This is a genomic window from Kitasatospora sp. NPDC001225, from assembly GCF_053597855.1.
Genome location: NZ_JBSFJC010000084.1, coordinates 17,478 through 39,783 on the forward strand (window position 1 = coordinate 17,478; position 22,306 = coordinate 39,783).

17 protein-coding genes are annotated in these 22,306 nt (G+C 73.5%); 4 read left to right on the forward strand and 13 right to left on the reverse strand.

What is annotated here, in order from left to right; translation table 11 throughout:
• Positions 1-145 precede the first annotated feature (145 nt).
• The 13 genes from ACWDCZ_RS25855 to rsmH all read right to left on the reverse strand — a co-directional run bounded on the left by ACWDCZ_RS25855 (position 146) and on the right by rsmH (position 16,114).
• Positions 146-934 carry a YggS family pyridoxal phosphate-dependent enzyme gene (locus tag ACWDCZ_RS25855; protein ID WP_079271769.1) on the reverse strand — a complete coding sequence of 263 codons (789 nt, stop codon included), beginning with the start codon at positions 932-934 and terminating at the stop codon, positions 146-148.
• Complete coding sequence (gene pgeF / locus ACWDCZ_RS25860; RefSeq protein ID WP_449817082.1) at positions 934-1,665, reverse strand: peptidoglycan editing factor PgeF; 732 nt, start codon at positions 1,663-1,665, stop codon at positions 934-936. The genes ACWDCZ_RS25855 and pgeF overlap by 1 nt, the downstream gene beginning before the upstream one ends.
• Positions 1,662-2,894, reverse strand: coding sequence for a cell division protein FtsZ (ftsZ, locus tag ACWDCZ_RS25865; RefSeq protein WP_049649527.1), 1,233 nt, complete (start codon positions 2,892-2,894; stop codon positions 1,662-1,664). The genes pgeF and ftsZ overlap by 4 nt, the downstream gene beginning before the upstream one ends.
• 364 nt (positions 2,895-3,258) lie before the next feature.
• Entirely contained in the window at positions 3,259-4,035 is a 777-nt protein-coding gene (locus ACWDCZ_RS25870; protein ID WP_049649526.1) for a cell division protein FtsQ/DivIB, read from the reverse strand.
• Positions 4,028-5,134, reverse strand: a complete 1,107-nt coding sequence (murG, locus tag ACWDCZ_RS25875) for an undecaprenyldiphospho-muramoylpentapeptide beta-N-acetylglucosaminyltransferase (RefSeq protein WP_049649525.1) — start codon at positions 5,132-5,134, stop codon at positions 4,028-4,030. Before murG ends, ACWDCZ_RS25870 begins: the two co-directional genes overlap by 8 nt.
• A 6-nt stretch (positions 5,135-5,140) precedes the next feature.
• On the reverse strand, positions 5,141-6,478 hold the full coding sequence (gene ftsW / locus ACWDCZ_RS25880; RefSeq protein ID WP_375874002.1) for a putative lipid II flippase FtsW: 1,338 nt from the start codon (positions 6,476-6,478) through the stop codon (positions 5,141-5,143).
• A 91-nt stretch (positions 6,479-6,569) separates the two neighbouring features.
• A complete protein-coding gene (murD, locus tag ACWDCZ_RS25885) occupies positions 6,570-8,027 on the reverse strand; it encodes a UDP-N-acetylmuramoyl-L-alanine--D-glutamate ligase (RefSeq protein ID WP_117487435.1) in 1,458 nt (485 codons plus the stop codon).
• A complete protein-coding gene (mraY, locus tag ACWDCZ_RS25890) occupies positions 8,024-9,085 on the reverse strand; it encodes a phospho-N-acetylmuramoyl-pentapeptide-transferase (protein WP_074000913.1) in 1,062 nt (353 codons plus the stop codon). Before mraY ends, murD begins: the two co-directional genes overlap by 4 nt.
• Positions 9,085-10,488 carry a UDP-N-acetylmuramoyl-tripeptide--D-alanyl-D-alanine ligase gene (locus ACWDCZ_RS25895; protein ID WP_049658289.1) on the reverse strand — a complete coding sequence of 468 codons (1,404 nt, stop codon included), beginning with the start codon at positions 10,486-10,488 and terminating at the stop codon, positions 9,085-9,087. The genes mraY and ACWDCZ_RS25895 overlap by 1 nt, the downstream gene beginning before the upstream one ends.
• Positions 10,485-12,050 carry a UDP-N-acetylmuramoyl-L-alanyl-D-glutamate--2,6-diaminopimelate ligase gene (locus tag ACWDCZ_RS25900; protein WP_049658287.1) on the reverse strand — a complete coding sequence of 522 codons (1,566 nt, stop codon included), beginning with the start codon at positions 12,048-12,050 and terminating at the stop codon, positions 10,485-10,487. The genes ACWDCZ_RS25895 and ACWDCZ_RS25900 overlap by 4 nt, the downstream gene beginning before the upstream one ends.
• A 94-nt stretch (positions 12,051-12,144) precedes the next feature.
• Positions 12,145-14,391 carry a penicillin-binding transpeptidase domain-containing protein gene (locus tag ACWDCZ_RS25905; protein ID WP_449817083.1) on the reverse strand — a complete coding sequence of 749 codons (2,247 nt, stop codon included), beginning with the start codon at positions 14,389-14,391 and terminating at the stop codon, positions 12,145-12,147.
• Positions 14,392-14,455: 64 nt separating this feature from the next.
• Complete coding sequence (locus ACWDCZ_RS25910) at positions 14,456-14,983, reverse strand: FtsB/FtsL family cell division protein (RefSeq protein WP_380741661.1); 528 nt, start codon at positions 14,981-14,983, stop codon at positions 14,456-14,458.
• A 156-nt stretch (positions 14,984-15,139) separates the two neighbouring features.
• Positions 15,140-16,114: a 16S rRNA (cytosine(1402)-N(4))-methyltransferase RsmH gene (rsmH, locus tag ACWDCZ_RS25915; protein WP_049651922.1), complete on the reverse strand. Its 975-nt coding sequence runs from the start codon at positions 16,112-16,114 to the stop codon at positions 15,140-15,142.
• Positions 16,115-16,651: 537 nt separating this feature from the next.
• Between rsmH and ACWDCZ_RS25920 the strand changes: the two genes are divergently transcribed.
• From ACWDCZ_RS25920 to ACWDCZ_RS25935, 4 genes are all read left to right on the forward strand, one after another.
• Positions 16,652-17,194, forward strand: a complete 543-nt coding sequence (locus ACWDCZ_RS25920) for a beta-class carbonic anhydrase (protein ID WP_380777302.1) — start codon at positions 16,652-16,654, stop codon at positions 17,192-17,194.
• Between the two features lie 360 nt (positions 17,195-17,554).
• Positions 17,555-18,499 carry an AAA family ATPase gene (locus ACWDCZ_RS25925; protein WP_107086444.1) on the forward strand — a complete coding sequence of 315 codons (945 nt, stop codon included), beginning with the start codon at positions 17,555-17,557 and terminating at the stop codon, positions 18,497-18,499.
• A gap of 1 nt (position 18,500) precedes the next feature.
• Positions 18,501-19,820, forward strand: a complete 1,320-nt coding sequence (locus ACWDCZ_RS25930; RefSeq protein ID WP_049651925.1) for a DUF58 domain-containing protein — start codon at positions 18,501-18,503, stop codon at positions 19,818-19,820.
• On the forward strand, positions 19,817-22,246 hold the full coding sequence (locus ACWDCZ_RS25935) for a transglutaminase TgpA family protein (RefSeq protein WP_449817084.1): 2,430 nt from the start codon (positions 19,817-19,819) through the stop codon (positions 22,244-22,246). The genes ACWDCZ_RS25930 and ACWDCZ_RS25935 overlap by 4 nt, the downstream gene beginning before the upstream one ends.
• Positions 22,247-22,306: the final 60 nt, after the last annotated feature.

The following is a 22,306-nucleotide window of genomic DNA, read 5'->3' on the forward strand; positions in this document are numbered from 1 at the left end:
TCCACGACGGCGCGTCAGCCCGACGGCCGGTCAGTTTCGTGGAGTGGGGGCCGCGGAGCTGCGATCCACGGTTCGCTAGCGCTCCGAAGAGCTGCTAGATTCTGTCCTATTTTGTCCTGCTGTCTGATCTACTTACCCGGTGACGTTACCTGAGGGGTGACCTCACTCCGAGTACCGCCGTTCCGACGCGCACATGTGTCGCTCCGGCGGCAATCGCCTGCTCAAGGTCGCCGCTCATCCCTGCGGAGACCATGGTGGCAGCCGGATGGTCCGCCCGTACGGCGGTTGCGATTTCCGTCAGCCGATCGAAGGCGCGGGCCGGATCCCCGGCCAGCGGGCCCGCCAGCGGAGCGACGGTCATCACACCGTCCAGCCGCAGCCCGGGCGTGTCGGCGATCGCGTCGGCCAGTTGCGCGACGTCCTCCGGCGCGACCCCCGCCCGGTGCTCACCCTCCCCGTACGCCTTGTCCAGCGCCACCTGCACCAGGCAACCCAGCTCCGGGCGCTCCGACTTGAGCACCGCCGCGGAGAGCGACTGGACCAGCCGGAGCCGGTCCACCGAGTGCACGTGGTTCGCGTACCGGACGACCGAGCGGACCTTGTTGGTCTGCAGCTGGCCGACGAAGTGCCAGTCAAGAGGAAGGTTTCTGCACTGCTCCGCCTTGGGAGCGGCGTCCTGGTCACGGTTCTCCGCGACGTCCGTCACGCCGAGTCCGGCCAGCAGCGCGGTGTCCTCGGCGGGGTAGGTCTTGGTGACGACGACCAGGGTGACCTCGCTCCGGGCGCGCCCGGCGGCCGCGCACGCGTCCGCGATCCGGCGCTCGACCACGTCGAGGTTGGTGCCGAGTTCCTCGTACCGGGCCCGCTGGCCCTCCGTCAGCGCCGCCACGAACGCGGCGCTCCCCGGGAACGGTCCGTAGATGTCGTTCGTCATCAGTGATCAGAGCCCAACCAGACGTAGCTCGCGAGCCGGCCGGTGCGCTGCTCGCGGCGATAGGAGTAGTGATCGGCGGATTCGAGGGTGCAGACCGGTGACCTCACCAGCTCCTTGACCCCCGCCGCGGCCAGCTGGGCCGCGACTCCCTCCGGCACGTCCAGGGCCGGAGTCCCCCAGGACGTCTCGGCGAAGGCCTCCGGCACCACCGCGGCGACCTCGGCGCGCAGTTCGGCCGGCACCTCGTAGCAGCGGCCGCAGACCGCGGGCCCGGTGGCGGCGGTGATCCGCGAGGGCTCCGCGCCCAGTTCGACCATCGCCCGGACGGCCGCGGGCACCACCCCGGCCGCCAGCCCGGGCCGGCCCGCGTGGGCCGCGCCCACCACGCCCGCCACCGGATCGGCCAGCAGCACCGGGGTGCAGTCGGCGGTCAGCACCGCCAGCGCGAGCGGCCGGTCGGAGACCACCGCGTCCACCGTCGGGGCCTGCCCGAACGGCTGGCGCTCGGTCACCACCGCGACCTCGGCGCCGTGCACCTGGTTCATCCACACCACGTCGGCCGGGTCGAGCCCCAGCCGCCGGGCGGCCAGCGCCCGGTTCTCCCGCACGGCCTCCGGGTCGTCCCCCACCGCGCCGCCGAGGTTGAGCTCCCCGTACGGCGAAGTGCTCACCCCGCCCCACCGTGAGGTGAAGGCGAAGTGAGCACCCGCGCGGATCGCGTGATCGATCACTTAAGGAAATCCGGGACGTCGAGCTCCTCGGCCGGGCTCTCCACGAACGGCTGCCGGGCCGGCTGCACCTGCGGCGGAACCGGGGCGGAGGCGGTCGTGGTGGTCGAGGTCTCGGCGCTCCGGCTCGACGTGGTGGTCGAGGACTCGCCCTCCGAACGGGACGTCACCGAGCCGATCGTCCCGTACGGGCGGCCGGCCGGGCGCTCCGGGGCGGCTGGCGGGGTGGCCGGGCGCTCCGGGGTGGTGGACTTGACCACCGGGTCGCGGACGATCGCCGGCGGCTGCCCGCCGTCGAAGCCGGCCGCGATGACGGTGACCCGGACCTCGTCGCCGAGCGCGTCGTCGATGACGGCACCGAAGATGATGTTCGCCTCGGGGTGCGCCGCCTCGCTGACCAGCTGGGCCGACTCGTTGATCTCGAACAGGCCGAGGTCGGAGCCGCCCGAGATGGACAGCAGCACGCCGCGGGCGCCGTCGATCGAGGCCTCCAGCAGCGGCGAGGAGATCGCCATCACGGCGGCGGCCTTGGCGCGGTCCTCACCGCGGGCCGAGCCGATGCCCATGAGCGCCGAACCGGCGTCCGACATGACGGACTTGACGTCGGCGAAGTCGAGGTTGATCAGACCCGGGGTGGTGATCAGGTCGGTGATGCCCTGGACACCGGAGAGCAGGACCTGGTCGGCCGAGCGGAACGCGTCGAGGACGCTGACCTGGCGGTCCGAGATGGACAGCAGCCGGTCGTTGGGGATCACGATGAGGGTGTCGACCTCTTCGCGCAGGGAGGCGATGCCGTCCTCGGCCTGGTTGGCCCGGCGGCGGCCCTCGAAGGTGAAGGGGCGGGTGACCACGCCGATCGTCAGGGCGCCCAGCGAGCGCGCGATGTTGGCGACGACGGGCGCGCCGCCCGTGCCCGTGCCACCGCCCTCGCCGGCGGTCACGAAGACCATGTCGGCCCCCTTGAGGACCTCCTCGATCTCCTCGCGGTGGTCCTCGGCGGCCTTGCGGCCGACCTCGGGGTTGGCGCCGGCGCCGAGGCCCCGGGTGAGTTCACGGCCCACATCGAGCTTGACGTCGGCGTCGCTCATCAGGAGGGCCTGCGCATCGGTGTTGATCGCGATGAACTCGACGCCCTTGAGACCGACCTCGATCATCCGGTTGATGGCGTTGACACCACCGCCGCCGATTCCGACGACCTTGATGACTGCGAGGTAGTTCTGCGGTGCTGCCACGTCGAAGGCCTCTCGCCTCGAATTTCCGGGTCGGCCCGACCCGGGGCGGGGCCGTACCGACGGATGTCGATGGGTAGGGAGCCTGGTTTCTGACTGAATGTCCGAAATGCCGACCGCCGACCCCAACCCTAAACTTGACCTTTAGGGTTAGTTCTGTGTCTCCGTCACATCACCAGGAAACACAGTCTGGTGACACAGGACACTAGGTGGCTCCAGGCACGCGTTTCAACGAACACGCCGAGCTTCCCTTTTTCTTTTGAGCCTATGTGATCATCGGCCGGCTTAGGAAACCGGGGGTGACCACCAAGAGTCGGGCCGACACTTCAAGGCGTCAACCCCTCCCTCAGGCAGAGAACCTACCGGATCATCCCGACACCGCCGGCGCCTCCGGCGCCGTCACGTCGAAGTTCGTGCCCTTCTGGTTCAGGAGCGCGACCAGGACCCGGGCCTTGCGGTCGATCTGCTCCGGACTCCCCCAGCGCACCGTCGCACCCCCGCTGAGCTGCAACTGGATGTCGTCGTACGAGTGCACCAGCACCGAGCCGACCCGCTTGGCGACCTCCGGCGGCAGCCCGGCGGCCACCGCCACCGCGCCCTGCACCAGCTGCGGACGGGAGATCACCCCGTCGACGTCGTTCGCCTGCTGACTGAGTCGCAGCTCGACCACCGGGACGCCCTCGGGCGGGGCCGGTTCGGTGGCGAAGCTCACGCCCCCGGCGTCGACCTGGGTGAACCGGCCGTCGTCCCCCTTGACCGCGGCCACCGCCGTGCGCTGGACCACCTTCACCCGCAGGGTGTGCGGCCAGCCCCGCCACACCTCGGCCCTGGCCACCCGGGGGATCCCCTCCACCCGGTGCCGGACGCCGTCCAGGTCCACCCGCGCCAGCGGCCCGTCGCCGAGCCCGCCGACCGCCTCGCGGACCTGGTCCGGCGTCAGCTTGTCGTCGCCCGCGCCCTGGACGGCGACGGTGCGCACGTCCAGGACCGAGGAGAAGAACACCAGCCAGGCCAGCACGCCGAGCACCGCGGCGCCGAGCGCGCCCAGCACCACGATGCCCCGCCGGGAGAGCCGGAGGCGGGGAGCGGACTCCTCCACCTCCAGCTCCTCCTCCAGCGGGTCGGCGAGCCGGCCGTCAGCCACGGCGGCGGCCGCCGCGGTGGGCCTGGATGGCCTCGTAGACCATGCCGACCAGCAGGTCGTCGGCGTCCCGGCGGCCGAACTCGGCGGCCGAACGGCTCATGTCCCACAGCCGCTGCGGATCGGTGAGCACCGGCAGCACGTTCTGCAGCACCCAGTCCGGGGTCAGCTCGGCGTCGTCCACCAGCAGACCGCCGCCGGCCTTGACCATCGGCTGGGCGTTCAGCCGCTGCTCGCCGTTGCCGATCGGCAGCGGGACGAAGGCGGCGGGCAGGCCGACGGCCGCCAGCTCGGCCACCGTCATGGCGCCGGCCCGGCAGAGCATCATGTCGGCGGCCGCGTAGGCGAGGTCCATCCGGTCCAGGTACGGCACCGGGCGGTACGGCGGCATCCCGGGGACGTCCGCCACCTGCGGCAGCTCGTTCTTCGGGCCGACCGCGTGCAGGATCTGCACGCCGTACTGCTGGAGCCGCGGGGCGATCGCGGTGATCGTCTCGTTGAGCCGGCGGGCGCCCTGGGAGCCGCCGGAGACCAGCAGGGTGGGCAGCCGCTGGTCGAGGCCGAAGTACTGGCGGGCCTCCGGACGGGCCGCGCCGCGGTCCAGGGTGGCGATGGTCCGGCGCAGCGGGATGCCGATGTACCGGGAGTCGCGCAGCTTGCTGTCCGGCGTGGAGACCGCCACGAAGTCGCTGTAGCGGGCGCCGATCTTGTTGGCCAGGCCCGGGCGGGCGTTCGCCTCGTGCACCACGATCGGCACCCCGGCCCGCTTGGCGGCCAGGTAGGCGGGCATCGCGACGTAGCCGCCGAAGCCGACCACGGCGTCCGCGTTGACCCGCTCGATGATCTCCTGGGCGGCCCGGACGGTGCCGCGCAGCCGGCCGGGGACGGTGATCAGCTCCGGGGTGGGCTTGCGGGGCAGCGGGACGGCCGGGATGAGCTCGAGCTGGTAGCCGCGCTCGGGTACCAGTCGGGTCTCCAGTCCGCGCTCGGTGCCCAGGGCGGTGATCCCGACGGACGGGTCGTGCCTGCGGAGGGCATCCGCGAGGGCCATGGCCGGCTCGATGTGACCGGCGGTCCCCCCGCCGGCGAGTACGACATGCACCGAAATTCACCGCTCCCTGCGTGCCGGCCCCGGGGCCGGGCGCGCTGTGGTTCGTCGTCGTGGCAGCACCCGGGCCAGTTGTCTCCTGATCCGGGAGTTCTTGCTCCGGGCGGCCAGGGCCGCCTTCGCGCCCGAGGTGCTGCGCGCCAGGCACAGCAGCACACCGATCGCGGACATGGCCGACAGCATGGCGGAACCGCCGTAGGAGAACAGCGGGAGCGGGACGCCCGCGATGGGCAGCAGTCCCAGCGCCGACCCCAGGTTGATCATGGCCTGCGCCATGATCCAGGTGGTGGCGGCTCCCGCGGCGTACCTGACGAAGGGGTCCTTCGTACCGATGGCCACACGGATACCCGCGTAGCCTAGTGCCGCGAAGAGACCGAGCACCGACAGCGTCCCCACCAGACCGAGTTCCTCGCCGGTCGCGGCGAAGATGAAGTCGGTGTGCGCCTCGGGCAGCTGGCCCCATTTCTCCACGCCGGCGCCGAGGCCGGTACCGAAGCCGCCGCCGTTGGCGAACGCGAAGACGCCGTGCAGGGCCTGGAAGCAGGCGCCCTCCGGGTCGAGCTTGGTGACGCCGATGCAGCCCAGCCGCTCGGCCCGGTGCGGGACGGTGACCACCAGCGCGGTGCAGACCACCACCGCCACCCCGACGGTGGCCACGAACAGCCGCAGCGGCGCGCCGACCATCCAGAGCAGCGCGAACAGCATCGCCACCAGGATCATCGAGGTGCCCATGTCGCCGCCGAACATGATCAGCGCGAGCAGCAGCAGGGCCCCCGGCACCAGCGGCACCAGCAGGTGCTTCCACGAGTTGAGGGTGCCGGCCTTCTGCTTGCGGGCGAGCAGGTCGGCGCCCCAGAGCACCAGCGCGAGCTTGGCGAACTCCGAGGGCTGGAACTGGAAGAAGCCGAAATCCAGCCAGTTCTGGTTGCCGTTGATCCGCACCCCGATGCCGGGGATGGCGACCAGGGTGAGGGCGCCGATCACCGCGATCATCACCGGGTAGGTGATCACCCGCAGCACCGCCACCGGGACGGAGGCGAAGCCGATCAGCAGGACCAGGCCGAGGATGGCCGCGATCAGCTGCTTGAGGAAGTAGTACTGCGCCGTGTGGTGCTGGTTCAGGGCGAGGATCTGCGAGGCCGAGAAGACCATCATCAGGCCGAGCACGACCAGCAGCAGGGTGCTGCCGAGCACCAGCAGGTACGGGGTGAGCGGCCGGTCCAGCCAGTACCGCCACCGGGCCCGGAAGGCCTGGAGACGGGCCAGCGGACCGGCCGACTTGTACTTGGTCGTGGTGGCGGAGATCACCCTCATCGGCTCGGCGGCGTCCCGCTTCACAACGCCGGAATCCGCTCTGCCCTGCCCCGCCACCGCTCCCCGCTCACTCTCTCCGTCCGACGCGCCCGCGCCGGCCCGTCCACCCGCCTGACTACTCGCCCGCCAGCTCCCGGACGGACGCCGCGAAGAGGTCGCCGCGCTCGCCGTAGTTGGTGAACATGTCCATCGAGGCGCAGGCCGGCGCCAGCAGCACCGTGTCACCCGATCGGGCGAGCGACGCGGCCGTTCGAACGACCTCGGCCATCGCCACCGCGCCAGTCTGGCCCTCGGCCGCCTCGATCACCGGCACATCCGGAGCGTGTCGCTCCAGCGCCTCCCGGATCACCGCCCGGTCCTGGCCGATCAGCACCACGGCGCGCAGCCGCTCGGCCGCGCCCTGCACCAGGTCGTCGAAGGTCGCGCCCTTGGCCAGGCCCCCGGCGATCCAGACGATCGGCCGGTAGGCGGCCAGCGAGGCGGCCGCCGCGTGGGTGTTGGTGGCCTTGGAGTCGTCGATGTACGTGACCTCGCGGACCACGCCGACCTCGGCGATCCGGTGGGCGTCCGGGCGGAAGGCCCGCAGGCCCTCCCGGACGGCCTTCGGCTCGACGCCGTACGCCCGGGCCAGCGCCGCCGCGGCGAGCGCGTTGGCGATGTTGTGCGGGGCCGGCGGGTTCACGTCCGACACGGCGCCCAGCTCGGCCGCGTTCTTGGCCCGGTCCTCGACGAAGGCGCGGTCCACCAGCAGCCCGTCCACCACGCCGAGGTTCGACGGGCCGGGGGCGCCGAGGCCGAAGCCGATCGCCCGGCAGCCCTCCTCGACGTCGGCCTCGCGGACCAGCGCCTCGGTGGCCGGGTCGGCCAGGTTGTACACGCAGGCGACCGTGTTGCCCTCGTAGATCCGGCCCTTGTCGGCGGCGTACGCCTCCATCGAGCCGTGCCAGTCGAGGTGGTCGGGCGCCAGGTTGAGCACCGCGGCCGAGTGCGGGCGCAGCGAGGGCGCCCAGTGCAGCTGGTAGCTGGAGAGCTCGACGGCGAGCACGTCGTACGGCTCCTCGGCGAGCACCGCGTCCAGGACCGAGACCCCGACGTTGCCGACGGCGGCGGTGCGCTTGCCGGCGGCGGTGAGGATCGAGGCGAGCATCTGGACGGTGGTGGTCTTGCCGTTGGTGCCGGTGACGGCCAGCCAAGGGGCGGGCTCGCCGGTGCCGGGCAGCGGCCTGCGCAGCCGCCAGGCCAGCTCGACGTCGCCCCAGACCGGCACCCCGGCCGCCTCGGCGGCGGCGAACAGCGGGCTGTCCGGCGCCCAGCCGGGCGAGGTGACGATCAGTTCGGTGCCCTCGGGCAGGCTCGCGCCGTCGCCGAGCCGCACGGTGACGCCGAGCGCCTCCAGCTCGGCGGCCCGGGCGGCCAGGCCGGGGCCGCTGCCGCCGTCCACCACGGTGACCCGGGCGCCGAGGCCGTGCAGGACGCGCGCGGCGCTGATGCCCGAGACGCCGAGCCCCGCGACGGCGACCGGCAGGCCGGCGAAGTCCGGGTTGGCCGGGGTGGTCAGGTCGGGGTCGGTCATCCGGTCACCCATCCCGCGTAGAACAGGCCGAGGCCGACGGCGACGCACAGGCCCTGGATGATCCAGAACCGGACGACGATCAGGACCTCGGTCCAGCCCTTGAGTTCGAAGTGGTGCTGCAACGGCGCCATCTTGAAGACGCGCTTGCCGGTCATCCGGAAGGAGCCGACCTGGATGATCACCGAGAGGGTGATGATCACGTAGAGGCCGCCGAGCAGCGCGAGCAGCAGCTCGGTGCGGGAGCAGATCGCCAGACCGGCCAGGGCGCCGCCGAGGGCGAGCGAGCCGGTGTCACCCATGAAGATCTTGGCGGGCGAGGTGTTCCACCACAGGAAGCCGAAGCAGGAGCCCATCAGGGCGGAGGCCACGACGGCGAGGTCCAGCGGGTCCCGGATGTCGTAGCAGTTGGCGGTCGCGGTGATCGCGTAGGCGCAGCTCTGGGTGTGCTCCCAGATGCCGATGAAGGTGTAGGCGCCGAAGACCATCACCGAGGCGCCGGTGGCCAGGCCGTCCAGACCGTCCGTCAGGTTCACGCCGTTCGACATCGCGGCGATCATGAAGTACGCGAAGATGACGAACAGGACGGGGCCGATCGCCCACTTGAAGTCCCGGACGAAGGACAGGCTCTGGGACGCCGGGTTGAGCCCGCGGTCGTCCGGGAACTGCATCGCCAGGATGGCGAACCCGAGGCCGACGATCGACTGGCCGGCCAGCTTCGCCTTGGCCCGCAGGCCCAGCGAGCGGCGCTTGACCACCTTGATGTAGTCGTCCAGGAAGCCGACCAGGCCGAGGCCCGCGGTCAGGAAGAGCACCAACAGCCCGGAGGCGGTCGGGCTCTCGCCCGTTATCGCCTTCGTGGCGAAGTACGCGATCAGGGTCGCCAGGATGAAGGCGATGCCGCCCATGGTGGGCGTGCCCTTCTTGCTGTGGTGCGCCTTGGGGCCGTCGTCCCGGATGTACTGGCCGTAGCCGTGCTTCGCGAGCACCTTGATCAGGGCGGGGGTGCCGAGCAGCGACAGGATGAGACCGATCATCCCGGAGAAAAGGATCTGCTTCATCAGGCGGCCACACCGTCCGTCAGGAGGGCCTCGGCCACCTTCTCCAGCCCCACCGAACGGGAAGCCTTCACCAGGACCACGTCCCCCGGCCGCAGCTGACTGCGCAGCAGCTCGACCGCCGCGTCCGCGTCGGACACCAGCACCGACTCCTCACCCCACGAACCTTCGTTCCTCGCGCCGAGTTCCATGCAGGCCGCCTCGCGTCCGCCGACCGCCACCAGCTTGGTGACGTCCAGCCGGACGGCGAGCCGCCCGATGGCGTCGTGCTCGGCCAGGCTGTCCTCGCCGAGCTCCCGCATCTCGCCGAGCACCGCCCAGGTGCGGCGGCGCTCCGGGCCCCGGCCACCCATCGAGACGAGCGCCCGCAGCGCGGCCCGCATCGAGTCGGGGTTCGCGTTGTAGGCGTCGTTCACGACGGTGACACCGTCGGCCCGGTCGACGACCTCCATGCGCCAGCGGGACAGCGCACCCGCTTCGCCCAGGGCTGCCGCGGTGTCGTCGACGGACATCCCGAGCTCCACCGCCACCGCTGCGGCGGCGAGGGCGTTCGAGACGTGGTGCTCACCGTACAGGCGCAGCTGCACGGGCGCGGAACCGGCCGGGGTGGTGAGCGTGAACGATGGCCGCCCGGTGGCGTCCAGGCGAACGTCGGTGGCCCGGACGTGGGCGTCCGGCGATTCCCCGAACAGGACCACCTTCGCCCTGGTACGGGAGGCCATCGCGCGCACCAGCCGGTCGTCCGCGTTGAGGATCGCGGCGCCGTCGGCGGGCAGCGACTCCACCAGTTCGCCCTTGGCCTCGGCGATCGCCTCCTGGGAGCCGAACTCGCCGACGTGGGCGGTGCCGACGTTGAGCACCACGCCGATCCGGGGCGGGGTGATCGAGGTGAGGTACTCGATGTCGCCCTTGTGCCGGGCGCCCATCTCCATGACCAGGTGCCGGGTGCCGGCCTCGACCCGCAGCGCGGTCATCGGGTGGCCGATCTCGTTGTTGAGCGAGCCGGGCGGGTAGACGGTCTCGCCGCGGCGCTGGAGCAGCTGGGCGATCAGGTCCTTGGTGCTGGTCTTGCCGGCCGAGCCGGTCAGCGCGACCACGGCGGTGCCCTCGGCGCGGGCGACCACGGCGCGGGCCAGCCGGCCGAGCGCCTCCACCACACTGTCGACCAGGACGGCGGGCACGCCGACCGGGCGGGAGGCCAGCACCGCGACGGCGCCGTCCCCGACCGCCTTGGCCGCGTAGTCGTGGCCGTCCACGTGCTCGCCGACGAAGGCCGCGAACAGGCCGCCGGGGGCCACCTTCCGCGAGTCGACCTCGACCGGGCCGGTGACCAGGGCGTCCGGGTCGGCGCCGTCCAGCGTGCCTCCGACGGCGGCGGCCACCTCGGCGAGGGTCAGTGCGATCACTGCTGCTCTACTCCTCGGTCGCCCCGTGCGGCCGTGGTCCGCGCGATGGATTCGCGCAGCACCTCCCGGTCGTCGAAGGGGCGGATCTCGTCTCGTACGTACTGGCCGAGCTCGTGGCCCTTGCCGGCCACCAGCACGGTGTCCCCCGCCCGGGCGCGCGCGACGGCGAGGCCGATCGCCTCGGCCCGGTCGGGGACGACCAGGACGTCGCCGCGCTCGGCCTCGGGCACCGCGGCGGCGCCGGTCAGCATGGTGGCGAGGATCGCCAGCGGGTCCTCGCTGCGCGGGTTGTCACTGGTCAGCAGGGCGGTGTCGGCGAGACGGGCGGCGATGGCGCCCATCGGGCCGCGCTTGTGCGGGTCGCGGTCGCCGCCGCAGCCGACCACGACGTGCAGCCGGCCCTCGGTGACCTCGCGCAGCGAGGCGAGGACGGCCTGCAGGGCGTCCGGCTTGTGCGCGTAGTCGACGACGGCGACGAACGGCTGTCCGGCGTCCACCCGCTCCAGCCGGCCGGGCACGCCGGGGACGGCGGCGACGCCGGCCACGGCCCGCTCCAGCGGCAGGCCGGCGGCGACCAGCAGGGTGATCGCGGCGAGCGCGTTGGCGACGTTGAACGGGCCGGGCAGCGGGACGGAGGCCTCGGCCTCGGCGCCGTCCGGGCCCAGCACCTTGAAGGTGGAGCCGACCGGCCCGAGCCGGACGTCCACGGCCCGCCAGTCGGCCGCGGCGGCGCCGGTCGCGGAGAAGGTGGTCACCGGGATCTTGGCCTCGGCGGCGAGCCGGCGGCCGTACTCGTCGTCCAGGTTGACCACGCCGTGGCGGGACTTGCCGGGCTGGAAGAGCCGGGCCTTCGCCTGGAAGTAGTCCTCCATGTCCGGGTGGAAGTCGAGGTGCTCGGGGGTCAGGTTGTTGAACAGCGCGACGTCGTACGCGACCCCGTCGGTGCGGCCGAAGACCAGGGCGTGGCTGGAGACCTCCATGGTCACCGCGTCGGCGCCGCGCTCGGCCATCACGCCGAGGATCGCGTGCAGGTCGGTGGCCTCGGGGGTGGTGCGCTCGCTCTTGATCCGCTCCTCGCCGACCCGCATCTCGACGGTGCCGATCACGCCCGGGCTGCGCCCGGCGCCGCGCAGGCCGCCCTCGACCAGGTAGGAGGTGGTGGTCTTGCCGTTGGTGCCGGTCAGCCCGATCATCAGCAGCCGCCGGGAGGGGCGGCCGTAGACGATCGCGGCCAGCTCGCCCATGACGGCCCGCGGCCGGTCGACGACCAGCAGCGGCAGGCCGGTGGCGGCCGCCTGCTCGGCGCCGGCCGGGTCGGTGAGCACCGCCACCGCGCCGGACTCCGCGGCCTTGCCGGCGAACGCCGCGCCGTGGTGGTTGGCGCCCGGGAAGGCCACGTACACGTCGCCCGGACGGACCGCGCGGGAGTCGTGGGTGACGCCGGTGACGGCGCCGCCCTCGACGGGCGGCAGGCCCAGTTCGGCGGCCAGCTCGGCGAGCGGCAGGGCGGTGGTCCCGGTCGGACGGGGCGGACTCACGGTGGTTTGATCGGGTTTCGGCACGGCGGGAAGGCTATCCGCCGAAGGGTGTCCAGGGCCAAACCGGCCCTCCGCCGCGCCGTGCTCCGGCCCGGCCGGTCCGTTGCTCATCGTGCGCTCACGGCTTCCACTCGACGGCCAGGTTCGGCGCCGGGCTGCCGCTCGGCGGGACCTGCATGGTCTTCAGGGTGAACTCCATCACCTGCTTGAACACCGGGCCGCACAGCTGGCCGCCGAAGTGGCCGTTGACCGGGCCCTGGAGGGTGCAGGAGACGGTGTAGCGGGGGGCGTCGGCGGGGGCGAAGCCGATGAAGGAGGCGGTGTAGCCGTCGTAGCCCTTGCCGTCGGCGGCGCCCCGGTCGGCGGTGCCGGTCTTGCCCGCGACCCGGTAGCCGGGGATGGCGGCCTTGCCGCCGGTGCCCTGCTCGTCGTCGACGACCGACTCCAGCATCGAGGTGAGGGTCTTGGCCGTCTCCGGGCTGACCACCCGGGTCTGCTCCCCCGGCGCGCTCGGGGCGTACTTGCCGTTCGGGTCGGTGACGCCCTGGACGATGCTGGGCGCGACCCGGACCCCGCCGTTGGCGATGGTCGAGTAGACCGAGGTGGCCTGGAGCGCGTTCATCTGCAGCGGGCCCTGGCCGAAGGAGATGTTGTACTTCTCCGAGGCGACCAGGTCCTCCGGCTTCTTGAGCATCCCGGAGGTCTCCCCGGGGAAGCCCAGACCGGTCGGCTGGGCCACCCCGAACTTGCGCATGTAGCCGTCCAGCACCTGGTTGGTCTTCAGCTGGTCGCCGCCGCCGAGGGTCTCGACCGCCTCGATGGTGCCGATGTTGGAGGACTTGGCGAGCACCCCGGCCAGGGTCAGGTGCCAGTCGCCGTGCTCGACGTCGTCCTTGAACTGCTGCCCGGCCCGGACCAGCCGGTTGGGCACGGTCACCTTGGTGTCCCAGTTGGCCGTGCCGGAGTCCAGGACGGCGGCCAGGCTCATCAGCTTGGCGGTGCTGCCCGGTTCGTACGCGTCGACCAGGGCCGGGTTGCCCATCTGGGACTGCTTGGCCAGGCTCAGGTCGTTCGGGTTGAAGCCGGGCGCGGTGGCCATCGCGAGGACCTGGCCGGTCTTCACGTCCTGGACCACCACGTAGCCCTTCTCCGCGCCGGAGTTGGCCACCTGGTCGGTGATCGCCCGCTGGGCGGCCCACTGGATGTCCCGGTTGATGGTCAGCTTCACGTCGTCGCCCGGTACGGCCGGCTCCATCGAGCCCCCGGCGGTGGGCACCAGCCGCCCGCCCGACTGGGCGTAGCTGCTGTGGCCGTCCTTGCCGGCCAGCAGCTTCTGGTACTGCTGCTCCAGGCCGCCGGCGCCCTCGCCCTCGGCGTTGACGAAGCCGACCAGGTTGGCGGCCAGGCCGTCCGCCGGGTAGATCCGCTTCTGGGTCTCCCGGTTGAACACCCCGGCCAGCGGGTTGGCGCACTCGTTGTCCACCCGGGTGCGCCCGCCCTGGTCGGCGGGCTTGCCGAGCAGCTTCTTCTGGGCCTGGCAGGCCCGCGAGCCGGCCTGCTTCTCCAGACCCGACTTGAGGTCGCTGATCTGCTTCTTGGCGGCCGGGGTCTGCTGGGCCGCGAGCCGCTTGTAGCGGGTCTTGGGGGTGTGCAGGTCGGTGGCGATCTTCTCCTTGGGCACGCCGAGGATCGGCGACAGCAGCGCGGCCGCCTGCTCCGGCGCGTCCGGGATGCCGGTCGCCTCCGGGGTGAACATCGCCGGGTCGGCGGTGATGTCGTACGCGTCCACGGTGGCCGCCAGCGCGACCCCGTCGGAGGACGTTATCGAGCCGCGTTCGGCGGTGATCGGGATGTTCATGTAGCGGTTGGTGTTGGCGTCGGCGGCCAGCGCGTCGGCGTCCACCAGCTGGAGCTGCACCAGGCGGCCCGCGAAGACGGAGAACACCAGCGACAGCACCACGGAGATCACCCGCAGCCGGCGCTTCGGCTCGGCCAGCTTGAGCGCCTTGGGGCGCAGCGGCGGACGGCTCTTCGGGCGCACCGCCGCCTGGCTGCGGGCCGGCGGGCGCCCCTCGGGGCGGCGCTGCTGCGGCGCCCGCGGGGTCCGGCCGGCGGAGGCCGACTTGGCGGGCTGGGCCTTGGCCGACTGGCTGCGCGCGGGCTGGCCCTTCGCCGGCTGGCTGCGGGCGGGCTGGGCCTTGGCGGGCTGGCTCCTGGCCGGCTGCCCCTTGGTGGGCTGGGCCTTGGTGGGCTGACCGCGGCCGGCGGCGGACTGCGCGCGCGGCGCGGTGCCCCGGGGCACCGGACGGCGGCCGTTGCCGCTGCCGGAACCGCCGGTCCCGCCCGGCTGACGTGGAGTGCTCATGCGGCCACCTCGCCGCGCTCGCCGGGCGCCTCGCGCCCGTCACCCCTTCTGACGGTCCACTGGCTCATCGGCCCGCGCCTCCGTTCGGCTTCGCGGCCGCGGCGGGCGAGACCGGGTTGAGCTGGATCACCGAGTCGCCGGCGGACGTCGCCGGGGCCGGTGCGGGCGGCGGCGCGGCCGGCGAGGGGGCACCGCCCGGCTGCGGCGCGGCCGGTGACGGCCCGGCGGCGGGCTGGGCCGCGCTCGGCTGGGCGGCACCGGAGGGGGTCCTGGTCGGCCACGGCTCGGCCGTGGAGCGCTTGACCGGCGGGCTGTCCTGCGCCGGGCCGGGGGTGCCGACCACCTTGCCGCCGTTCGGGACGTCCAGGAAGGCCATCCCGCCGGCCGGGACCATGCCCAGCTCGGCGGCGCGCCTGGCCAGCGCGTCCGGGGCCGAGCTCTGGTCGATCTCGTGCTGGAGGCTCTGCTGTTCGTCGGTCGCCACGGTGGTCTGCTTCTGCAGTCGGGACAGCTCGAAGGAGCCCTCGTTGAGTGCGGTGTTCAGCGCGAGCAGGCCGAGCAGCCCGGCCGCCAGCAGCACCACGACGAGCACCGCGAACGGTGTGCGCCTCCGTACCGGACGCCTGCCCGGCCGGACCGTGATCCGCGCCCTGCCCTGCCCGGGGAGTCCTCCCCGCCCCGCCCGGACCTCACCGGCCACCGGCCCCACCGCTTTCCTCCGCCCTTCGGACCCCGCCGGGCCGGTTCGTCAGCCCCGCTTGCTTCGGTCCCTGATCCTCTCCGCCACCCGCAGCCGTACGGGCGCGGCGCGCCGGTTCTCCTCGATCTCCTCCTCGGTGGCCAGCTCGGCACCGCGAGTGATCAGTTTGAGCCAGGGCTGGTGCTCCTCCGGGATGAACGGCAGCCCCGGCGGAGCGGTGTTGGTCGCACCGGCGGCCAGGTACTGCTTGACGAGCCGGTCCTCCAGCGACTGGTAGGACATCACCACGATCCGGCCGCCGATCGCGAGGACGTCCAGCGCCCCCGGGATCGCCCGGTCCAGGACCTCCAGCTCGCCGTTGACCTCGATCCGCAGCGCCTGGAACGTCCGCTTCGCCGGGTTCCCGCCGGTCCGACGGGTCGCCGCCGGAATGGCGTTCCGCACCAACTCGACCAGACGCGCGCTGTTGGTGAACGGTTCCTTCTCCCGCTCCCGCAGGATCGCCGAGGCGATCTTCCCGGCGAACCGCTCCTCGCCGTACACCTTGAGGATGCGGGCCAGGTCGCCGTGGCCGTAGGTGTTCAGCACCTCCGCCGCGCTGATCCCCCGGGTCTGGTCCATCCGCATGTCCAGCGGCGCGTCCTGCGCGTACGCGAAGCCGCGGTCCGCCTCGTCCAGCTGCATCGAGGAGACGCCGAGGTCGAACAGGACGCCGTCGACCCGGTCGATGTCCAGGCGCTCCAGCACCTCGGGGATCTCGTCGTAGACGGCGTGCACCAGGGTCGCCCGGTCGCCGAACGGGGCCAGCCGCTCGCCGGACAGCTTCAGCGCCGCCGGGTCGCGGTCCACCGCGACCAGCCGCACCTCCGGGAACTGGGTCAGCAGCGCCTCGCTGTGCCCGCCGAGGCCGAGGGTGGCGTCCACCACGACGGCCCCGGGGCGCGAGATCGCCGGTGCGAGCGCGTCCATGCACCGCTGGAGCATCACCGGAACGTGCTTGGGGCCCGGTTCGTTGGTGGTCATGCGCGGTGGCGCCCTTCCTCGGTGCGGAGCAGCCCGACGTCCGGGAGCTGCGACCATTCTCGCCCACCGTGCCCCGGCACGACGAAGCGGCCCGTGGTCCCCGCCCGCTCGAGGGGAAGGTCGTGACCGCCCGGCGCCGGGGAAGGTGCGCCAGGTGGGCACGGAGCGGGAGGAGGCCACGGGCCGCTTCGACCGGGCCGCACCGGCCGGGGAAGCCCCGTTGACGGGCCCCGGCGGGTGTGCTCCACTGCGCCGCAAACTCTATCGCGCGGCCCCTGCCAGTCAATGGCCCGCTCCGGCGCACCACCCGGGCGGCGGTACGGATCACCGCAGGTCGCGGCCCTCGGGGCGGACCGGCGGCGGTCCGGATCGGGGGCCTTCGGCGGCGGGCGCGCGCCCCCTGGCCGCCCCGCGTGCGGGGTCGGCGGCGGCCGCTCCGGGAGCAGCTCCTGTTGTGGCGATGCACCCGATCACGGCCCGCCGTTCTGTAGCTCCCGGCCCCACCGCGCGGGCCCGATCCGCACTAACGTCGCCCCCATGACAGTGACACCCGACCGGCCCTCGCCGAACGCCGCTGCCGCCCCTGCCAGACCCACCGTCATCGACCGCTTCGTCACGGCCAACCGCGCCTACGCGGTGACCTTCCGGGACGGCGGCATGGACGCCCGCCCGGTGCAGAAGATCGCCGTGGTCGCCTGCATGGACGCCCGACTCGACCTGTTCGCCGCGCTCGGCCTCGAACTCGGCGACGCCCACGTCATCCGCAACGCCGGCGGCGTCGTCACCGACGACACCATCCGGTCCCTGACCATCAGCCAGCGCGCCCTCGGCACCCGCTCGATCGCGCTGATCCACCACACCGGCTGCGGCCTGCTCGGGCTGACCGAGGACTTCCGCCGCGAGCTGGAGCTGGAGGTCGGCCAGCGCCCGCAGTGGGCGGTGGAGGCCTTCGTCGACCTGGACGGCGACGTCCGCCAGTCCATGCAGCGCGTCCGCACCTCTCCCTTCCTGCCGCACACCGACGACGTCCGCGGCTTCGTCTTCGACGTCCACACCGGCCTGCTCCGCGAGATCGACTGAGCGACCCGCCCCGACCCTGCCCGGCCGACGGTGTCCGGGCATTCGGGCACCGCCGAATGGTGACTTCTGGCCATCCCGCAGGGGAGAATGCGCCTGCCGGTCGGACCCCGAACCACCTGGGGCGGCCAGGCCGCAGGCCGCCTTCCCGGCCGCCGGCTCCTCGTTCGGAACCGCCCCCGGGACGGCCGCGTCAAGCATGGGGTGGGGTCCGGCCTCGGGACGGGGCGGGCACAGGGTGCCAGGGAGCGTATACGGGTGACGAGCTACAAGGATCAGGCCGGACTCGGCAGTCCCGCGGGGGGCGAACCGCAGCGGGCGGGCGGGTTCCGGCAGACCGGGCTCCCCGAACTCGCCGCGGTCGTGGACCGCGTGCGCGGCAACGTCGAGAGCGTGATCGAGGGCAAGCCGGAGGCCGTCCGGATCGCCCTGACCGTCCTGCTCGCCGAGGGCCACCTGCTGCTGGAGGACGTGCCCGGCGTCGGCAAGACCATGCTGGCCAAGGCGCTCGCCCGCTCGCTCGACTGCACCGTGCGCCGCATCCAGTTCACGCCCGACCTGCTGCCCTCGGACGTCACCGGCACCAACATCTACGACCAGCAGCGGCACGACTTCGAGTTCCGCCCGGGCGCGATCTTCGCCCAGGTCGTGGTCGGCGACGAGATCAACCGCGCCTCGCCGAAGACCCAGTCGGCGCTGCTGGAGTCCATGGAGGAGCGCCAGGTCACCATCGACGGCACCAGCTACGAACTGCCCTCGCCGTTCATGGTCGTGGCCACCCAGAACCCGGTCGAGATGGAGGGCACGTACCCCCTGCCGGAGGCCCAGCGCGACCGCTTCATGGCCCGGATCTCGATCGGCTACCCCAGCCCCGAGGCCGAGCTCGCGATGCTCGACACCCACGCCGGCGCCAGCCCGCTGGAGGACCTCCAGCCGGTCGCGCACGCCTCCGACATCCTCAAGCTGATCGACCTGGTCCGCACCGTGCACATCGCCGACCCGGTCCGCCGCTACGCCGTCGACCTGGTCGGCGCCACCCGCACCAGCCCCGAGCTGCGCCTGGGCGCCTCGCCCCGCGCGACCCTGCACCTGGTCCGGGCCGCCCGCGCCGCCGCCGCGCTGGACGGGCGCGACTACGTCACCCCGGACGACATCCAGCGCCTCGCCGTCCCGGTCCTGGCGCACCGTCTGATGCCGACCGCCGAGACCCAGCTCAGCCGCCGCACCTCCGAGCAGATCGTGGCCGACCTGGTCGCCCGGCTGCCGCTGCCGCGCCCGCAGGGCGGCCCGGCCGTCCGGAGGGGCTGAGGTGGCCCAGTCCGAATCATCGGGACTGCGGGCCGGGTTCCGCGGTCTCACCACCCGGGGGCGGTCCTTCCTCGCCGCCGGGGTCACCGCGGTGGCCTGCTCCTACCTGCTCGACCAGGACGCCCTGCTGCGCGTCGGCGTCCTACTCGCCGCGCTGCCGCTGGTCGCCGTGGTGGTCGTCGCCAACACCCGCTACCGGGTGGCCAGCGGACGCCGGCTCAGCCCGCGCCGGGCGGTCGCCGGCCAGGAGGCCCGGGTCCACCTGCGGGTCGACAACGTCTCCCGGGTGCCCACCGGGGTGCTGCTGCTGGAGGACAAGGTCCCGTACGTGCTCGGGCCGCGCCCGCGCTTCGTGCTGGACCGGGTCGAGCCGCGCGGCCACCGCGAGGTCTCCTACCGGGTCCGCTCCGACCTGCGCGGCCGCTACCCGCTCGGGCCGCTCCAGCTGCGGCTGGCCGACCCGTTCGGGATGTGCGAGGTGACCCGCGCCTTCACCGCCTCCGACGTCCTCACCGTCGTCCCCCAGGTCCAGGCGCTGCCGTCGGTACGGCTCAGCGGCGAGTGGATCGGCCAGGGCGAGAGCCACAGCCGCACCCTGGCGCTGGCCGGCGACGACGACGTGATCCTGCGCGAGTACCGGCCCGGCGACGACCTGCGCCGGGTGCACTGGCGCTCCACCGCCCGGTACGGCGAGCTGATGGTGCGCCGCGAGGAGCAGCCGCAGCAGGCCCGGGCCACCGTCGTGCTGGACACCCGGGAGATCGCCCACCGGGGCAGCGGCCCCGCCTCCTCCTTCGAGTGGGCGGTCGGCTGCGCCGCCTCGGTCGCCGTGCACCTGCTGGAACGCGGCTACCAGACCCGGCTGCTCACCGACACCGGGCTGTCGGTGCCCGGGCCGGGCGCGGGCGGCAGCCACAGCGGCGCCGACACCTCCGGGCTGGTCCTGGACGCCCTCGCGGTCGCCGACCTGTCCGACGGCGGCACCCTCTCCCGTGCCGAGGACCCGCTGCGCGCCGGCGGCGAGGGCCTGCTGGTCGCCGTCCTCGGCGAGCTGGACGACGCCCAGGCCACCCGGCTGGGCCGGCTGCGCAGCCGCGCCGGCGGGGCGATCGCCTTCCTGCTGGACACCGGCACCTGGGCCGGCCTGCGGATGCTCGCCCCGGACACCGGCGGCGACGACTTCCGGGCCCGGGTCCAGCAGCTGCGCGAAGCCGGCTGGACGGTGATCCCGGTACGGGCCGGGGACTCCGTACCGGACCTGTGGCGGGCCGCCGACGGCAGCCGGACGACCGCCCCCTACCGAGAAGAGGCCGGCGCGTGACCACCCGGGCCAAACTGACCGCGTACTCGGCGCTGGCCACCGCCCTCGCCGCGCTGTGCATGATGCCGCTGCTCACCACCCGCAGCTGGCTCACCCACGCCCTCCTGGTGATCGCCGTGGTCGCCGCGGCCGGCGCGGGCCTGCGCCGTGCCCCGGTGTACCGCTGGACGGTGCCGCTCGGGCAGCTGCTGGTCCTGCTCCTCCTGCTGCTGCTCGGCTTCGCCGGCGAGGGCGGGATGCTGCCCGGCCCGTCCGCGCTGCGGGTCCTGGACCAGGTCTTCACCGCCGGCCTGGACGACATACAGCAGTACGCCATCCCGGCTCCGCCCACCGCCGGACTGCGGCTGATCCTGGTCTCGGCGATCGGGCTGATCGCCGTCGCGGTGGACACCGTCGCGGTGACCTACCGGCGCTCGGCGCTGGCCGGGCTGCCGCTGCTGGCGCTGTACTCGGTCGGCAACGGCCTGGCCGGGGAGCACGGCAGCTGGGTCTGGTTCGCCGTCGCCGCGGCCGGCTACCTGCTGCTGCTGTTCGCCGAGGGCCAGGACCGGGTCTCCCGCTGGGGCCGGGTGTTCTACGGCGGCGCGCGCGGCTCGGTGGAGTCCGGCCGGGTCAGCCCGGGCGGCCGGCAGGTCGGCGTGCTGGCCCTGGCGGTGGCGCTGCTGCTGCCGGTGGTCCTGCCGCACTGGAGCTTCGGGCTGCTGAACTCCGGCTCCGGCGGATCGGGCGGCAAGGGCGTCGGCGGGAGCCTGTCGACCAGCCTCGACCCGCTGGTCAGCCTGGAGGCCGCGATCTCCAAGCCGACCGACGCGGAACTGCTCAGCTACACCCTGGACACCCCGCTGGCCGACCAGGTCTACCTGCGGACCGGCTCGCTCGACCAGTTCGACGGCGTCAACTGGCGGCTCGGCAGCACCACCGTCCAGGACCTCCCGGCGGCCCTGCCCGCCCCCGAGGGCCTGCGCGACCCCCAGGTGGCCCGGTTCGAGGGCGACTTCAAGGTCGACGAGCGGCTGGGGGGGAGCTGGCTGCCGATGCCCTACCCGGCCGCCTCTGTCCAGCTCCCCGACCGGAGCGCCTGGAAGCTCGACCCGCTGACCCGTACCGTCCTGCCGACCAGCGACAAGGCGATCCGCGGCCTGAGCTACCACGTCACCGCCCTGGACGTGCGGCCCACCGCCAACGAGCTGCGCCTCGCGGGCACCGCGCCGTCGGACATCAGGGAGCGCTACACCGCCCTCCCGACCGACCTGCCGCCGGTCGTCGCCGAGCAGGCCAAGGCCGTCACCGCCGGCGCGAAGAACGACTTCGACCGGGCGACGGCGCTGGTCAACTGGTTCACCGGGCCGGGCTTCACGTACGACACCGCCGTCAGCGGCGGCACCGGCAGCAACGCCATCGCCGTCTTCCTGCGCGACCGCCGGGGCTTCTGCGTGCACTTCGCCTCCACCATGGCGGCGATGGCCCGGGAGCTGAAGATCCCGGCCCGGGTGGCCGTCGGCTTCACCCCCGGCGACAGCAAGGGCGGCAACGTCTACTCGGTGACCGGCCGGATGTACCACGCCTGGCCCGAGCTGTACTTCACGGGCTACGGCTGGCTGCGCTTCGAGCCGACCCCGAGCCGCGGCGTCCCGACCCGCTACACCGAGGCGTCCACCGCCCCGACCACCGCGCCGACCCAGCAGGCGACCGCCGCCCCGCAGACCGCCTCGGCCGCCCCGCTGCCGAGCTCCGGCTCGGACTGCACCGCCAAGCAGCGCCAGCTCGGCGAGTGCGGTTCCAAGGACAAGGCCGTCGCCAAGACCGCCGAGGAGTCCTGGCTGCTCTCCGGCCAGGTGCTCGGCACCCTGGCCGCGGTGCTCGCGCTGATCGCCCTGCTGCTCGTCCCGATGGTCTGGCGCGCGGCCGTACGCCGACGCCGGCTGGGCGGCGGCGGGCGGCGCGGGCCCGGCGGGAGCGGAGCGGCGGAGCTGACCGACGCCCAGGTGCTGGCCGCCTGGGACGAGCTGGTCGACTCCGCCTGGGACCTCGGAATTCCCCCGGACGAGTCACGCACCCCGCGCTCGGCGGCCCACCGGATCACCCAGAAGGCCCACCTGGACGCGGATTCGGCGGCGGCCACCGGCCGACTGGCGCTGGCCACCGAGCGGGTGCTCTACGCCCCGCCCGGGCAGCCCGTCACCGAGCCGCTGGCCGCCGACGTCCGCACCGTGCGGCGCGGGCTGCGGGCGGCCGCCGGCCGGGCCGGACGGACCAGGGCGCTGCTGCTGCCGCCGTCCTCGGCGCAGCTGTGGTGGCGGATCTCCGACGCGGCGCGGGCGGCCCGGGCGACGGCCGACGCCGCGGTCGCCCGGGCGGTCGAGGCCGTCTCCGCGCCGGTGCGACGGGTCCTCACCCGGGGCAAGGGGTCCACCCCGGAGTCCTGACCCGGGGGTTTCCCTTCCGGACACGAAGCCGGGGCGGGCAGTCGATCGACTGCCCGCCCC

Coding starts and splice junctions, on each gene's coding strand:
- ACWDCZ_RS25855 (WP_079271769.1), bottom strand. CDS start 934: ATGACGAACGACATCTACGGACCGTTCCCGGGGAGCGCCGCGTTCGTG.
- murD (WP_117487435.1), bottom strand. CDS start 8,027: ATGACCGACCCCGACCTGACCACCCCGGCCAACCCGGACTTCGCCGGC.
- mraY (WP_074000913.1), bottom strand. CDS start 9,085: ATGAAGCAGATCCTTTTCTCCGGGATGATCGGTCTCATCCTGTCGCTG.
- ACWDCZ_RS25905 (WP_449817083.1), bottom strand. CDS start 14,391: ATGAGCACTCCACGTCAGCCGGGCGGGACCGGCGGTTCCGGCAGCGGC.
- rsmH (WP_049651922.1), bottom strand. CDS start 16,114: ATGACCACCAACGAACCGGGCCCCAAGCACGTTCCGGTGATGCTCCAG.
- ACWDCZ_RS25920 (WP_380777302.1), top strand. CDS start 16,652: ATGACAGTGACACCCGACCGGCCCTCGCCGAACGCCGCTGCCGCCCCT.